This is a genomic window from Streptomyces sp. NPDC058371, from assembly GCF_042723265.1.
GTDB lineage: Bacteria > Actinomycetota > Actinomycetes > Streptomycetales > Streptomycetaceae > Streptomyces.
Genome location: NZ_JBHXJC010000003.1, coordinates 189,988 through 203,732, shown reverse-complemented (window position 1 = coordinate 203,732; position 13,745 = coordinate 189,988). Strand labels below are relative to the sequence as shown.

General features: G+C 70.1%; 13 protein-coding genes. 6 read left to right on the top strand and 7 right to left on the bottom strand.

Annotated features, from left to right (window positions below):
• Window positions 1-120: 120 nt before the first annotated feature.
• Window positions 121-1,239, top strand: coding sequence for a phosphoserine transaminase (gene serC / locus ACFWM2_RS12550; RefSeq protein WP_383277094.1), 1,119 nt, complete (start codon window positions 121-123; stop codon window positions 1,237-1,239).
• A 164-nt stretch (window positions 1,240-1,403) separates the two neighbouring features.
• Here serC and ACFWM2_RS12545 read toward each other — a convergent pair whose 3' ends face one another.
• Window positions 1,404-2,405 (bottom strand): WD40 repeat domain-containing protein, encoded by a 1,002-nt coding sequence (locus tag ACFWM2_RS12545; protein ID WP_383277091.1) that lies wholly within the window; start codon window positions 2,403-2,405, stop codon window positions 1,404-1,406.
• Between the two features lie 88 nt (window positions 2,406-2,493).
• Between ACFWM2_RS12545 and ACFWM2_RS12540 the strand changes: the two genes are divergently transcribed.
• Window positions 2,494-3,168: an SGNH/GDSL hydrolase family protein gene (locus tag ACFWM2_RS12540; RefSeq protein WP_383277088.1), complete on the top strand. Its 675-nt coding sequence runs from the start codon at window positions 2,494-2,496 to the stop codon at window positions 3,166-3,168.
• Window positions 3,169-3,197: 29 nt separating this feature from the next.
• On the opposite strand, the gene ACFWM2_RS12535 is transcribed toward ACFWM2_RS12540, so the two are convergent.
• Entirely contained in the window at window positions 3,198-3,977 is a 780-nt protein-coding gene (locus ACFWM2_RS12535) for an SAM-dependent methyltransferase (RefSeq protein ID WP_383278297.1), read from the bottom strand.
• Between the two features lie 120 nt (window positions 3,978-4,097).
• Between ACFWM2_RS12535 and ACFWM2_RS12530 the strand changes: the two genes are divergently transcribed.
• On the top strand, window positions 4,098-5,087 hold the full coding sequence (locus tag ACFWM2_RS12530; protein WP_383277085.1) for an aldo/keto reductase: 990 nt from the start codon (window positions 4,098-4,100) through the stop codon (window positions 5,085-5,087).
• Window positions 5,088-5,347: 260 nt separating this feature from the next.
• Here the strand turns inward: ACFWM2_RS12530 and thpR are convergent, their stop codons facing one another.
• From thpR to ACFWM2_RS12515, 3 genes are read right to left on the bottom strand one after another with little or no spacing between them, the layout of a single operon-like run.
• Window positions 5,348-5,926 (bottom strand): RNA 2',3'-cyclic phosphodiesterase, encoded by a 579-nt coding sequence (gene thpR / locus ACFWM2_RS12525; RefSeq protein WP_383277082.1) that lies wholly within the window; start codon window positions 5,924-5,926, stop codon window positions 5,348-5,350.
• Window positions 5,927-5,965: 39 nt separating this feature from the next.
• The gene (locus ACFWM2_RS12520; protein ID WP_383277079.1) at window positions 5,966-7,315 is read right to left on the bottom strand and encodes an MFS transporter; all 1,350 of its coding nucleotides are present in this window, start codon (window positions 7,313-7,315) and stop codon (window positions 5,966-5,968) included.
• Between the two features lie 55 nt (window positions 7,316-7,370).
• Window positions 7,371-7,808, bottom strand: coding sequence for a MarR family winged helix-turn-helix transcriptional regulator (locus ACFWM2_RS12515; protein ID WP_383277076.1), 438 nt, complete (start codon window positions 7,806-7,808; stop codon window positions 7,371-7,373).
• A gap of 143 nt (window positions 7,809-7,951) precedes the next feature.
• Here ACFWM2_RS12515 and ACFWM2_RS12510 point away from each other — a divergent pair, with 143 nt between their 5' ends.
• Window positions 7,952-8,134, top strand: a complete 183-nt coding sequence (locus ACFWM2_RS12510) for a ribbon-helix-helix protein, CopG family (RefSeq protein ID WP_383277073.1) — start codon at window positions 7,952-7,954, stop codon at window positions 8,132-8,134.
• 42 nt (window positions 8,135-8,176) lie between these two features.
• Here the strand turns inward: ACFWM2_RS12510 and ACFWM2_RS12505 are convergent, their stop codons facing one another.
• The gene (locus tag ACFWM2_RS12505; protein ID WP_383277070.1) at window positions 8,177-9,628 is read right to left on the bottom strand and encodes an NCS2 family permease; all 1,452 of its coding nucleotides are present in this window, start codon (window positions 9,626-9,628) and stop codon (window positions 8,177-8,179) included.
• Window positions 9,629-9,929: 301 nt separating this feature from the next.
• Between ACFWM2_RS12505 and ACFWM2_RS12500 the strand changes: the two genes are divergently transcribed.
• Window positions 9,930-10,187, top strand: a complete 258-nt coding sequence (locus tag ACFWM2_RS12500; protein WP_383277067.1) for a DUF2530 domain-containing protein — start codon at window positions 9,930-9,932, stop codon at window positions 10,185-10,187.
• A gap of 104 nt (window positions 10,188-10,291) precedes the next feature.
• Entirely contained in the window at window positions 10,292-12,685 is a 2,394-nt protein-coding gene (locus tag ACFWM2_RS12495) for an HAD-IC family P-type ATPase (RefSeq protein WP_383277064.1), read from the top strand.
• A 39-nt stretch (window positions 12,686-12,724) separates the two neighbouring features.
• On the opposite strand, the gene ACFWM2_RS12490 is transcribed toward ACFWM2_RS12495, so the two are convergent.
• On the bottom strand, window positions 12,725-13,576 hold the full coding sequence (locus tag ACFWM2_RS12490; RefSeq protein ID WP_383277061.1) for a calcium-binding protein: 852 nt from the start codon (window positions 13,574-13,576) through the stop codon (window positions 12,725-12,727).
• Window positions 13,577-13,745 lie beyond the last annotated feature (169 nt).

Sequence of the window (13,745 nt, the reverse complement as noted above, 5' to 3'; positions counted from 1 at the left end):
GGCGGAGCCCAGGTACGGGACGGGTAGGGGCGGCGGGGGCGAAAACCCCGTAGGACCCCGCGCGTCTCAGCCGACGGACGACGTTTCACCCACGTTTCCGGAAACGGTTAGGCTCCCGTCGTGGCTGAGATCCAGATTCCCGCTGACATCAAGCCCGCCGACGGACGTTTCGGCGCGGGCCCCTCCAAGGTGCGGACGGAAGCGCTGGACGCGCTGGCCGCCACCGGCAGTTCCCTCCTCGGTACCTCGCACCGCCAGGCCCCCGTCAAGAACCTGGTCGGCAAGGTGCGCGACGGCGTGCGCGAGCTGTTCTCGCTGCCCGACGGCTACGAGGTCGTCCTCGGCAACGGCGGCTCCACCGCGTTCTGGGACATCGCGACCCACGGCCTGATCGAGAACAAGTCCCAGCACCTGAGCTTCGGCGAGTTCTCGTCGAAGTTCGCGAAGGCCTCGAAGCTCGCTCCCTGGCTGGCCGAGCCCACCGTGATCACCAGCGACCCCGGCACGCACCCGGAGCCGGCCGCCGAGGCGGGCGTGGACGTGTACGCGTTCACCCACAACGAGACCTCCACCGGTGTCGCCGCCCCCCTCAAGCGGGTCGCGGGCGCCGACGAGGGCTCGCTGGTCCTCGTGGACGCGACGAGCGGCGCCGGCGGCCTCCCGGTCGACATCGCCGAGACCGACGTCTACTACTTCGCCCCGCAGAAGTCCTTCGCCTCCGACGGCGGCCTGTGGATCGGCGTCTTCTCCCCGGCCGCGATCGAGCGCGCCGAACGCGTCCACGCGTCCGGCCGCCACGTACCGGAGTTCTTCAGCCTGCCGACGGCGATCGACAACTCCCGCAAGAACCAGACGTACAACACCCCCGCCCTCGCGACCCTCTTCCTGCTCAACGAGCAGCTGGAGTGGATCAACGGCCAGGGCGGTCTGGACTGGTCGGTGCGCCGCACCGCCACCTCCTCGCGCACGCTGTACGGCTGGGCCGAGGAGTCCAAGTACGCGACGCCGTTCGTCACCGACCCGGCCAAGCGCTCGCAGGTCATCGGCACGATCGACTTCGTGGACGAGATCGACGCCGCGGCCGTCGCCAAGGCGCTGCGCGCCAACGGCATCGTGGACACCGAGCCCTACCGCAAGCTCGGCCGCAACCAGCTCCGTGTCGCGATGTTCCCGGCGATCGACCCGGCGGACGTCGAGGCGCTGACGACCTGCATCGACTACGTGATCGAGAAGCTCTGACACTCGTACGGGTACGGGTCTCGTAGGTCTCGTACGGAAACGGGTACGGCGACGGGGGCTCCCGGCACTGGGAACGGTGCCGGGAGCCCCCGTTCCCGTTGCCGTGACCCGGCGGGGCTCCGGGCCGCCACGAAGGCGGAGCCGTCCGCCGGGCCGCCCGGGTGTCAGTCCCGGCGCCCCAGCCGCTTGAACCCGAAGACCACCGCCGCGACGACGACCAGGGCGAGCGCGCCGACCTTGACGTCGCCGCTCATCCCGCCCCCGTCACCCGCACTCCCGCTCCCGCCCGCGGTGTCCGAACTGCCGCCCTCGGCAGCGGACTTGTCCCCCGAGTAGCCGGGCACGCTCTCCGGCTGCACCGAGCTGTTCTCCCCCTCGGTCCCGTACATCAGCTCGGAGCCGTCCGCGGTGTACGTGACGGACTCCCCCTGCCCCTGCAACGGCACATCGACGCGCCCCTGCCGTTTGATCTTCCCGTCGTTCCACCGGTAGGCGATCCCGCCGAGGTATCCGCGTACGATGAGCTGCTTGCCGTCCGGCGAGAACGCCCCGTCGGTGGTCCAGAGGTCGATGTCGGCCACCCGCCGGAAGACGTTCGTACCGGAGGCGGAGAGCGTGGCCGGGGCTTCGTAGAGCCCGCCCCCGTCCTCGTTCTTCGAGACGATGTAGACCCGCCCGGTCTTCGGATGCACCATCAGCGCCTCCGCGTCCCGGGCGCCGTCCGCGTACTTCACGACGTACTGCGTGGCGCGGACGGTCTCGTCCTTGAGCACCTTCGGCTCGGGCAGTTTGTAGATCCACACGTGGTCCCACGTGCCGCCGAGGTTGTCGCCGATGTCACCGACATAGATCTGGTTGCCCGGCCCGATCGAGATGGCCTCGACGTCCCGGGGCGCGCCGACACCGGTCAGCGTGAGGGTGGCGACGGTCTTGCCGGTGCGGCTGTCGACGGCGTAGAGATACGGCCCGTCGTCGCTGTCGTTGTGGGTCCAGTAGACGCCGGGGTGCAGATGCGAGGCGGCCAGCCCGCTGGACTCGGTGATCCTCGGGTCCTTGATCGTGAAGCCTCCGTCGTCGGCCACGGCGGGGGCGGCGGGCCCGACGGCGAGAAGGGCCGCGGAGAGGGCGAGAAGGGCCCCGGCGAGGTACGAGCACGAGCGACGCATGCGCCAAGCCTGCCATCCGCGGCCGCCGTTCACCCCGGGTGTCCATCCTCACACCCCGTCCGCCGCCGCGATCGACGATGATGAGCGGATGCTCAGGTTCATGCCCGTCGGCGACTCCATGACGATCGGAAGCGCGGGCGAACACACGTGGCGCTACCGGATGTGGCAGCACCTGCGCGCGACGTACAACGGCCCCTTCAAGATCGTGGGACCGCGCGAGACGCTCCACGACAAGGCGACGGACTCCCCGTCCTCGTACGAGTACGCGGATCCGGACTTCCCGCGCGCGCACCTCGCCGGCTGGGGCGAGGGCTGGTTCCATCTGACCCCGCTGATCCAGGAGGCGGTCCGCGCACAGCGTGCCGACGTCCTGCTGGTCTCCCTGGGCCTGATCGACCTCGGCTTCTACACCGACGCGCGGCAGACCGCGGAGAACGTACGCGCCTTCATCGCCCACGCCCGCTCGGCGAACCCGCGCATCCGGATGGTGTTCTTCCCGGTGCTGCCGAACGCCCGGGTCCAGACGGACCCCGCGTTCGCCGCCGAGGTCGCGTCCTTCAACGAGCTCCTCGCCAAGGCCGTGGCCGACCTGGACGAGTCCCGCTCCCCCCTGCTCCTGGCGTCCCCGCCACCGTCGTACGTCGTCCATCTCGACACCTACGACGGCACCCACCCGAACGCGGACGGCGAGCACAAGATCGCGGAAGGGTTCGCGGAGGCGATGTACCAGGCCTGGGACCTGGGCGAGCCCTACTCGGCCTGACCGGGCTCGGGCGGGCTCCGCCGATCAGGTCAGGGGCGGGGCGGCCTGCGCGCGGTGACCAGTGCGAAGGTCAGGAACTCGCCGCGGTCGGCCGTGAGCATGTCGATGACGGGCTGATGCGCGGCCGGCCCGTCCGGCAGGTGCGCGGCGCAGGCCCGGCTCCACAGCAGCCAGTCCTCCCAGCCGCCCTCCTGAAGCCGCGCGGACGTCACCGTCACCAGCTCGGTGATCTCCCACTGGAACCGCCACCAGTCGGCCGTGTGCCAGGCGAGGGCCTCCCAGCCGACCAGCTTCCTGACGTGCGGCGGGATCGCCCCGAGTTCGCGCACCTCGCGGGTCAACGCGGGCGTGGCGATGCCCAGTTGTCCGCCGGGCCGGAGAAACCGCAAGAGTTGGGGCAGATAGCCGTCCGCCGTCCCGAAGTACTCGAACGCGTCGATGCTCACGATCGCGTCGAAGCTCTCCTCCTCGAAGGGCAGCGCGTGCGCCTCGGCCCGCACCGCCTCGACCTGTCCGCCGACCCCCGCCTCCGCGAAGACCCGGGCCGCCTCCTCCGCCGCCACCCACCAGTCGGCGGCGACGACCTGGACCCCGTACTCCTTCGCGAGGAACACGGAGGTCGCCCCCTTCCCCGACCCGAGGTCCAGCACCCGCATCCCCGGCCGCAGCTCCAGGTCCCGCGCGAGGTCCTCCAGCAGCCACAGCGGGTTCGGCCCCATGTCCAGCCCGACCAGCCAGCCGGGGTCGTAACCGGACGCACGGGGGTAGCGGTCGGGGCGCACGAGAGCGTCGAGGGAAGTCACGGTCAGCGACTCAAGCGGACCGGCCCCCACGGCACAACCGGGTTTGCCCGCCGGGGAGTCCACCGGGTGACCCCCTCGCCGGTCTCCCCTTGCCTAGAGCGCACTCCACGCCGTTGGCTGAGAACCATGAAGTACACGCAGCTCGGACGCACAGGACTCAAGGTCAGCCGGCTGGTCCTCGGGACCATGAACTTCGGACCGCAGACCGACGAAGCCGACAGCCACGCGATCATGGACGCGGCGCTGGACAGCGGCATCAACTACTTCGACACCGCCAACGTGTACGGCTGGGGCGAGAACAAGGGCCGTACCGAAGAGATCATCGGCAGCTGGTTCGGCAAGGGCGGCGACCGTCGCGACAAGGTGGTCCTCGCCACCAAGGTCTACGGGAACATGGCCGCCGACGGCGACGCCTGGCCCAACCACGACAAGCTCTCCGCCGTGAACATCCGGCGGGCGGTCGACGCCAGCCTGAAGCGGCTCCGGACGGACTACATCGACATCTACCAGTTCCACCACGTCGACCGCGACACTCCCTTCGAGGAGGTCTGGCAGGCGATCGACACCCTCGTGGCGCAGGGCAAGATCCTCTACGCCGGGTCCTCGAACTTCCCCGGCTACAAGATCGCCCAGGCCAACGAGATCGCCGCGCGACGCGGCAGCTACGGCCTGGTCAGCGAGCAGTGCCTCTACAACCTCGCCGAGCGCCGCGCCGAGATGGAGGTCATCCCGGCCGCGCAGGAGTACGGCCTCGGGGTCATCCCCTGGTCCCCGCTGCAGGGCGGTCTGCTCGGCGGGGTCATCAAGAAGGAGGTCGAGGGCGGACGCCGGGCGAGCGGACGCGCCGCCGACACCCTCGCCAACCCCGCCGGACGCGCACAGGTCCAGGCGTACGAGGATCTGCTCGAGAAGCACGGACTGGAGCCCGGCGAGGCCGCCCTGGCCTGGCTGCTGACCCGCCCCGGCGTCACCGGCCCCATCGTCGGTCCGCGCACCGCCGAGCAGCTGGAGAGCGCGCTTCGTGCGGTCGAGCTGGAGCTGAGTGATGAGCTCCTGACGTCCCTGGACGAGATCTTCCCGGGCCCGGGCCCGTCCCCGGAGGCCTTCGCCTGGTAACTCCGGGCAGGGCCAACGCCCCTTCCAGGGGCGCGGGGAACGGCGCGACCGGCCCCCACCGGCCCGCAGCAGACAACGAACCCGCGGCTCACGGCGCTCACAGCGGAGCGCAACGGCGGCGGTCGACTACTTGACCGCCGCCGCCAGGGCCACCACGACGAACATCAGCACAAGCACGCCGGCCATAATCCGGTTACGGGTCTTCGGGTCCACGCTCACGAGGTTAACCGCCCCCCGCCGGGCGCTGTCGGGCGGCCACCTCAGTCACGCGCCCTGGCGGAGCCGAGCCCCCACCGCCCCACGGCCTCGTACCGCGGCTGCTCCCCCGCAATGCCCGCGACGGGCAGATTGCTGCGTACGAGACACAGCTCGCCCACGGTCCACTCCCGTCCCGCGAACGCGGAAAGCGCGGCGACGTACGGCCCGAAGTCCGCGTCGGCGCGACTGCGGGCAATCGTGAGATGCGGCCGGTACCGGTGGTGCTGCTCGGTCGGCAGGCCGGCCTTCCTGGCCGCCGCCTCGGCCCGCTCGGCGAGCAGCCGCAGCGTGCCGACGTCCCCGGCCGCCCCGGCCCACAGCGCCCGCCCGCCGAAGTGGCCGCCGCCGTGCAGGGCCAGCGGAAAGGGGTCAGTGCGCTGTGCCGCCCGCTCCAGTCGCGCGGACAGTTCCGGGACGAGGGACTCGTCGACCTCGCCGTAGAAGGCGAGCGTGAAGTGCCACCCCGGCCGGCCGGTCCAGCGCAGCTCGTCCGCCTCCGGCAGCCGTCGCAACTCGTCGACCGCCGCGCCCAGTTCACGTACCGCGTCCTCGGGGGGCAACACCGCCGCAAAGAGTCTCATGGCGTCACCCTGCCAGGGACCGGATCACCGGGCGACGGCTTATGCGGCCGTCGCCAGCTGCTCCCGTGGGACGAAGCGGACCTGCGGATGGCCGCGGTGCCAGCCGACCGACAGGCGCAGTCCGCCCAGCCGGACCAGGACCAGGCCGACGGCGGCGGAGGCGACCAGCGAGACGAGACCGCCCGCGGCGAAGCCCACCCGGGCTCCGTACGCGTCGGTGGCCCAGCCGACGAGGGGCGCGCCCAGCGGCGTACCGCCCATGAAGACCATCATGAACAGGGCCATCACCCGGCCGCGCATGGCAGGGTCGGTGGCCATCTGGACCGAGGTGTTCGCCGTGACGTTGACCGTCAGGCCGAAGATGCCGATCGGGACCATGAGCAGGGCGAAGAGCCACAGGGAGGGGGCCATGGCGGCCACCACTTCCAGGGCTCCGAAGGCCACCGCCGCGCCGATCAGCACCCGCAGCCGGGCGGTGCCGCGCCGGGCGGCGAGCAGCGCGCCGGCCAGTGAGCCGACGGCCATCAGCGTGTTGAAGAGGCTGTACGCGCCCGCTCCGGCGTGGAAGACGTCGTCGGCGTAGGCCGACAGCCAGACCGGGAAGTTGAAGCCGAAGGTGCCGATGAAGCCGACCAGGACGATCGGCCAGATCAGCTCCGGGCGGCCGGCGACATAGTGCAGGCCCTCGCGGAGCTGGCCCTTGCCGCGCGGGGCGCGCTCGACGACGTGCAGTTCGCGGGCGCGCATCAGCAGCAGCCCGGCGAGGGGCGCGACGAAGGACAGGCCGTTCAGCAGGAAGGCCCAGCCGGTGCCCACGCCGGTGATCAGCAGACCCGCGACGGCAGGGCCGACCAGGCGGGCGGACTGGAAGTTGGCGGAGTTCAGGCTGACCGCGTTCTGCAGCTGGCCGGGGCCGACCATCTCGGAGACGAAGGACTGGCGGGCCGGGTTGTCGACGACGGTGGCGAGGCCGACGACGAAGGCGGCCAGGTAGACGTGCCAGACCTGGACGTGGCCGGAGAGGGTGAGGAAGGCGAGCGCGAGGCCCGTCAGACCCATGGCCGTCTGGGTCGCGAGCAGCGTCGGGCGCTTGGGGAGGCGGTCGACGAGGACGCCGCCGTACAGCCCGAAGAGCAGCATCGGCAGGAACTGCAGGGCGGTGGTGATTCCGACCGCGGCGGACGAGCCGGTGAGGCTCAGGACCAGCCAGTCCTGGGCGATGCGCTGCATCCACGTGCCGGTGTTGGAGACGACCTGGCCGAGGAAGAACAGGCGGTAGTTGCGGATCTTCAGCGAGCTGAACATCGACGACTTGGCGGATCTGGGGGTGGGCGGGGAGTCGTGGGTGGCTGGTGCGGGGGCGGAGTCTGCTCCGGGTCCCGAACTCAAAAGCGTTCGCCTCCTTGGGCATCGCGGACGTCGGCGTCCGACGGCTACGGCTGGGTCACAGATGCGCGAGCTTCTCCAGTACGGGGGCGGCGGCGCGGAGTTTCGCCCACTCGTCCTCGTCGAGGGCGTCCACCAGGCCGGCCAGCCACGCGTTCCGCTTGCGGCGGCTCTCTTCGAGCATGGCCTCGGCCTGCTCGGTCTGCGTGACGACCTTCTGGCGCCGGTCCTCGGGGTGCGGCTCCAGTCTGACCAGGCCCTTGGCTTCGAGCAGCGCCACGATGCGGGTCATCGAGGGCGGCTGCACATGCTCCTTGCGGGCGAGCTCACCCGGCGTGGCCGATCCGCAGCGGGCGAGGGTGCCGAGCACCGACATCTCGGTGGGGCTCAGCGACTCGTCGACGCGCTGGTGCTTGAGCCGGCGCGACAGGCGCATCACGGCGGAGCGCAGGGAGTTCACGGCGGCAGCGTCGTCGCCATGGGTGAGGTCAGGCATGTTCTTTAGCGTAACTCATTACTCTGACTAAAGACCACCGGGATGCCCGTGAAACAGGCCACTGAACCGTTACGTCACTCATATGAGTGAGCGCGCTTCGGAAAGTGACCACTACCGCCCGGGGTAGGGCGACCCTCGACTCCATGGGGACCAGCGTGCTCAGCCTGCGGATAGACGGGGAGCTGCTCAACCGGCTCCGACACCACGCCGCCAGAAGAGGAATGAGCGTCCAGGACTATGTCGTCCGGACGCTCGTGCGGGATGACTTCGACGAGCGGTTCCAGGCCGCAGTCGAAGAGACGGAGAAGTTCTACGGGGTCACGTGAGCCCGCGGGCTCACGTGACCGGGGACGGGGACCGATGCGGGATCAGGTCAGACCCAGCGCCGGCATCAGGTAGTAGAAGCCGAACACCGCCGCCACGACGTACATCGCGAGCGGGACCTCGCGGACGCGGCCGGCCGCCAGGCGCAGCACCACGAAGGTGATGAAGCCCATGCCGATGCCGTTCGTGATCGAGTAGGTGAACGGCATCATCATCATCGTCACGAAGGCCGGGATCGCGATCGTGTAGTCGGCCCAGTCGATGTCCTTGATCGAGTGGGACAGGATCAGGAAGCCGACCGCGAGCAGTGCCGGGGTCGCCGCCTGCGACGGGACCATGGTCGCGACGGGGGTCAGGAAGAGCGCCACGGCGAACAGCGCGCCGGTGACGACGTTCGCGAAGCCGGTGCGCGCGCCCTCGCCGACGCCGGCCGTGGACTCCACGAAGCAGGTGGTGGCCGAGGAGGAGCTGGCGCCGCCGACCGCGACCGCGATGCCGTCGACGAAGAGGACCTTGTTGATGCCGGGCATGTTGCCCTCGGCGTCGGTCAGCTTGGCCTCGTCGCTGACACCCATGATCGTGCCCATCGCGTCGAAGAAGCACGACAGCAGCACGGTGAAGACGAACAGCACGCCGGTCAGTGCGCCGACCTTGTCGAAGCCGCCGAAGAGGCTGACCTTGCCGATCAGACCGAAGTCCGGGGTGGCGACCGGGCTGCCCGGCCACTTCGGGGTGGTCAGGCCCCAGGACGGGACCTTGGCGACGGCGTTGACGACCACCGCGAGGACGGTCATGGCGACGATGGAGATGAGGATCGCGCCGGACACCTTGCGCACCATCAGCGCGAGGGTGAGCAGCACGCCGAGGACGAAGACCAGGACGGGCCAGCCGTTGAGGTGGCCGTCGGCGCCGAGCTGGAGCGGCACGGTGGTTCCCGCGACGTCCGGGATGCGCGAGACGAACCCGGAGTCGACCAGGCCGATCAGCATGATGAACAGGCCGATGCCGATCGAGATGCCCTTGCGCAGGCCCAGCGGCACGGCGCTCATGACGCGCTCCCGCAGACCGGTGGCGACCAGCAGCATCACGATGACGCCGGCGAGGACCACCATGCCCATGGCGTCCGGCCACGACATACGGGGCGCGAGCTGGAGGGCGACGACCGTGTTGACGCCGAGCCCGGCGGCCAGCGCGATCGGCACATTGCCGATGACGCCCATGAGCAGGGTGGTGAAGGCGGCGGTCAGGGCGGTCGCGGTGACCAGCTGGCCGTTGTCGAGGTGGTGCCCGTACATGTCCTTCGCGCTGCCGAGGATGATCGGGTTCAGCACGATGATGTAGGCCATCGCGAAGAAGGTGGCGAACCCGCCGCGCACCTCCCGGCTCAGGGTCGAGCCCCGCTCGGAGATCTTGAAGTAGCGGTCGAGGGCGCTCCCCGCGGGCCGCGGCGACGGCTGCTTCTCCGGGGCGGGGGCCGTGGTGGCCGAGGTGGGCATGCGGGACCTCATACGTGCGGGGCCTTGGGGGCCGGTGCGGGCGCCGGGCGAGGACGGCGCGCGGCTGAGAACGTGATCGAGTCTGGCCTTCCCATGATCACCAACAGGTTTCTCCGAGATGTCTGTTGGGGTTTCGTACGAACAGAAAGAGCCAGACTCAGGCCGTTTCAGTATGAACATATGAGGTCGAAATCGCTATCTCCGCGCGTAGACACCGGGTATACGGGGGAACGGGAGGTTCCGCTGTCGGCCGGGGGACGGCCCCGACCGAGCCCGTCCGGCACCCTCGTAAGCTGTGCCCATGGCGAAGTGGACCCCCAAGCACGAGGCGCCGGAGCCCCTGGAGGGGCCCGTCGTCGCCACCATCACCGGCGGCACGATCCTCTGGTTCGTCCTCTTCCTGGTGCAGCTCCCCTTCTACGGCTGGTTCGACGACCACGGGCACACCTGGTGGGTGTGGACGTGCCTGGCCGGCGCGGGCCTCGGACTGATCGGCATCTGGTACGTCCGCAGGCGCGACGCGGCGATCAAGCGGGACGCGGCGAGCAGGCCCCGGTAGCCGGACGCCCGCGTACAACCACGGCACGAGGCCCGTCCTCCCCTGGTCGGATCTTTGGGGCACTCGGCAGGTGAAGCCGTATATCCGCACGTACCGTCGAAGGCATGACGCACATCGACGCGGGCGCCGAACTCGATCCTGTGCATCCCGTGGCCCTGCCCGGGCGGGCCCGGGGGCTGACCGCCGCCGAGGTGGCCGAGCGCGTCGCGCGCGGCGAGGTGAACGACGTCCCCGTGCGCAGCAGCCGCTCGCTGGCGGAGATCGTCCGCGCCAACGTCTTCACCCGGTTCAACGCGATCATCGGCGTGCTCTGGGTGATCATGCTGTTCGTGGCGCCGTTCCAGGACAGCCTCTTCGGATACGTGATCATCGCCAACACCGGCATCGGCATCATCCAGGAGTGGCGGGCCAAGAAGACCCTGGACTCCCTCGCGGTCATCGGTGAGGCGAAGCCGACGGTCCGCCGGGACGGGCTGGCCGCCGAGATCAGCACCTCGGAGATCGTGCTGGGCGATCTGATCGAGATCGGCCCCGGAGACAAGATCGTGGTCGACGGCTCGTGCGTCGAGGCCGACGGGCTGGAGATCGACGAGTCACTGCTCACCGGTGAGGCCGACCCGGTGCTCAAGCACGCCGGGGACCAGGTGATGTCGGGCAGCTTCGTGGTGGCGGGCGGCGGTGCGTTCGCCGCGACGAAGGTCGGCCGGGAGGCGTACGCGGCGCAGCTGGCCGAGGAGGCGTCCCGCTTCACGCTCGTCCACTCCGAGCTGCGGACCGGTATCTCCACCATCCTCAAATACGTGACGTGGATGATGATCCCGACCGCGATCGGCCTGGGCATCAGCCAACTGGTGGTCAAGCAGCACGCGTTGAAGGACTCCATCGCGCGGACGGTCGGCGGGATCGTGCCGATGGTCCCGGAGGGGCTGGTCCTGCTGACCTCGGTCGCCTTCGCGATCGGCGTGATCCGTCTCGGCCGCAAGCAGTGCCTCGTCCAGGAACTGCCGGCCATCGAGGGGCTCGCCCGCGTCGACACCGTCTGTCTCGACAAGACGGGCACACTCACCGAGGGCGGCATGGACGTCACCGAGCTGCGCCCCCTCGACGGCGGCGACGAGACGTACATCCGCCGGGTCCTCGGCTCCCTCGGCGAGTCCGATCCGCGCCCGAACGCCTCCCTCCAGGCGATCATCGCTGCCTTTCCCGAGAGCGAGGAGTGGCGCTGCACCCAGTCGCTGCCCTTCTCCTCCGCCCGCAAGTACAGCGGGGCGACGTTCAGCGAGGGCGACGGCGAGACGAGCGCGTGGCTGCTAGGCGCCCCCGACGTGCTGCTGCCCGCCGGGGACCCGGCGCTCGCCGAGACCGAGCGGCTCAACGAACAGGGGCTGCGGGTCCTGCTGCTCGCCCGGGTCGCCAAGGACCTCGACGACCCAGCGGTCACCGACGGGGCCCGGCCCACCGCGCTGGTCGTCCTGGAGCAGCGGCTGCGTCCCGACGCTGCGGACACCCTGCGGTACTTCGACGAGCAGAACGTACGGGCCAAGGTGATCTCCGGCGACAACGCGGTCTCCGTCGGCGCGGTGGCCGCCAAGCTGGGGCTCAGCGGCGAGACCGTGGACGCCCGCCGGCTCCCCACGGAGCAGCGGGAGATGGCGGACGCGCTGGAGGACGGCACGGTCTTCGGGCGCGTCACCCCGCAGCAGAAGCGGGACATGGTGGGCGCGCTCCAGTCGAAGGGCCACACGGTGGCGATGACGGGCGACGGCGTGAACGACGTACTCGCCCTGAAGGACGCCGACATCGGCGTCAGCATGGGCTCGGGGTCGGAGGCGACCCGGGCCGTGGCGCAGATCGTGCTGCTCGACAACAGCTTCGCGACGCTGCCCTCGGTGGTCGCGGAGGGCCGCCGGGTGATCGGGAACATCACCCGGGTCGCGACCCTCTTCCTGGTCAAGACCGTCTACTCGGTGCTGCTCGCGGTGCTGGTGGCGTGCTGGCAGGTGGAATACCCGTTCCTGCCGCGCCACTTGACCCTGCTCTCGACCCTGACGATCGGTGTCCCGGCCTTCTTCCTCGCCCTCGCCCCCAACACGGAGCGCGCGCGGCCGAACTTCGTACGGCGGGTCATGCGGTACTCGATCCCGGGCGGGGTCCTCGCCGGGGTGGCCACCTTCGTCACGTATCTGCTGGCCCGGCACTACTACAGCGGGCCGGGCGCCCTGGACGCGGAGACGAGCGCCGCGACGCTGACGCTGTTCCTGATCTCCATGTGGGTGCTCGCGATCATCGCCCGGCCGTACACCTGGTGGCGGATCTGCCTGGTGGCGGCGATGGCGGGCGCGTTCCTGTTCGTGCTCGTCGTGCCGTCACTGCAGCACTTCTTCGCGCTGAAGCTGGTGGGCTCGGTGATGCCGTGGACCGCGGTGGCCATCGCGGCGGTGGCGGCGGCCGTCCTGGAACTCCTGTGGAGGCAGGTCGACCGCCGCTTTCCCGCGTGAACCGGGTGGGGATGACTACCGACCGCCCGGTGGCCCGCTCTACTGCACGTCGACGAGGTCACCCGCGGCGTTGACGGCCGGGGTGGTCGAGGTGCCCGCGAAGCTGTAGCGGAAGTAGCCGTCGACCGAGGCCTTGACGGTCGTCTTCAGGGCGCCGCCGGTGCCGGACGTGACCGTCTTGACGGTCGTGTACGTGCTGCTGCCCTTCTTCTTGAACTGCAGCTGCACGGCCTGGCTGGTGTAGCCCGCGTACTTGAGGGTGTCCCAGTTGGCGCGGGTCAGGGCACCGGTGACCGTGATGGTCTTGCCCTTCTTGACCGGCTCGGGGGAGGCGTTGACGGTGAGCTTGGAGGCGCGCTGGACCTTGGCGGTCTTGTAGGCGTCCTTGATCACGTAGTCCGTGTCGACACCCTGGGCAGCGGCGTACACCTTCCAGGAACCGGCCAGGATGTTGCCGTAGATGTTCTCGTTCGGGTCGGCGACGACGGTGACCTTGCAGGTCGCGGTGGTCGCGTTCACGGTGGTGCAGGTGCCGTGGTCCGCGTCCGGCACGATGGCGCCGTCGACGCCGTCCTCGGAGTCCAGGTCCGTGCCGTGCCACAGGAAGGCGAAGCCGTCCTGGATGCCCGACGGGTCGGTCGCGGTCACGGCGATGGTGAAGGTCTTCTTGGCGCTGGTGCCGACCACGACGTCCTTGCCGCCGTTGACGGAGACGCTCGTGATCTTGGTGTCACCGACGTTCTCGTCCATCGGCTTCACGGCGCCGAACGGCGAGACCTTCGCGGCGAGGGCGCCGGCGGCGGGGCTCTCATCGGCCTGCGCGGCCGGAACAGCGAAAGCGGAGAGGGCCAGGGCGCCGGTGACAGCGGCCACGGTGGCTCGTATGCGCATGCGTTCCCCATTAGGAGAAGGGGCCCCGACGGCAGTCGTCACGTGGGGCCCAAGTGGGTCGTGAGTCTGTTGACTCCGGTGATCAGATCCACCAGGGGGACGGATGGTTGTACGAGGGGTGAAGTTTTTGTGCGCACATGACGAAGGTCACATCTACCGGGACGGCTCG

Bases quoted from the DNA above. Each gene is read 5' to 3' on its own strand.
- ACFWM2_RS12500 (WP_383277067.1), top strand. From the start codon at position 9,930: ATGGCGAAGTGGACCCCCAAGCACGAGGCGCCGGAGCCCCTGGAGGGG.
- ACFWM2_RS12530 (WP_383277085.1), top strand. From the start codon at position 4,098: ATGAAGTACACGCAGCTCGGACGCACAGGACTCAAGGTCAGCCGGCTG.
- ACFWM2_RS12545 (WP_383277091.1), bottom strand. From the start codon at position 2,405: ATGCGTCGCTCGTGCTCGTACCTCGCCGGGGCCCTTCTCGCCCTCTCC.
- ACFWM2_RS12540 (WP_383277088.1), top strand. From the start codon at position 2,494: ATGCTCAGGTTCATGCCCGTCGGCGACTCCATGACGATCGGAAGCGCG.
- ACFWM2_RS12515 (WP_383277076.1), bottom strand. From the start codon at position 7,808: ATGCCTGACCTCACCCATGGCGACGACGCTGCCGCCGTGAACTCCCTG.
- ACFWM2_RS12510 (WP_383277073.1), top strand. From the start codon at position 7,952: ATGGGGACCAGCGTGCTCAGCCTGCGGATAGACGGGGAGCTGCTCAAC.
- ACFWM2_RS12495 (WP_383277064.1), top strand. From the start codon at position 10,292: ATGACGCACATCGACGCGGGCGCCGAACTCGATCCTGTGCATCCCGTG.
- thpR (WP_383277082.1), bottom strand. From the start codon at position 5,926: ATGAGACTCTTTGCGGCGGTGTTGCCCCCCGAGGACGCGGTACGTGAA.
- ACFWM2_RS12490 (WP_383277061.1), bottom strand. From the start codon at position 13,576: ATGCGCATACGAGCCACCGTGGCCGCTGTCACCGGCGCCCTGGCCCTC.
- ACFWM2_RS12505 (WP_383277070.1), bottom strand. From the start codon at position 9,628: ATGCCCACCTCGGCCACCACGGCCCCCGCCCCGGAGAAGCAGCCGTCG.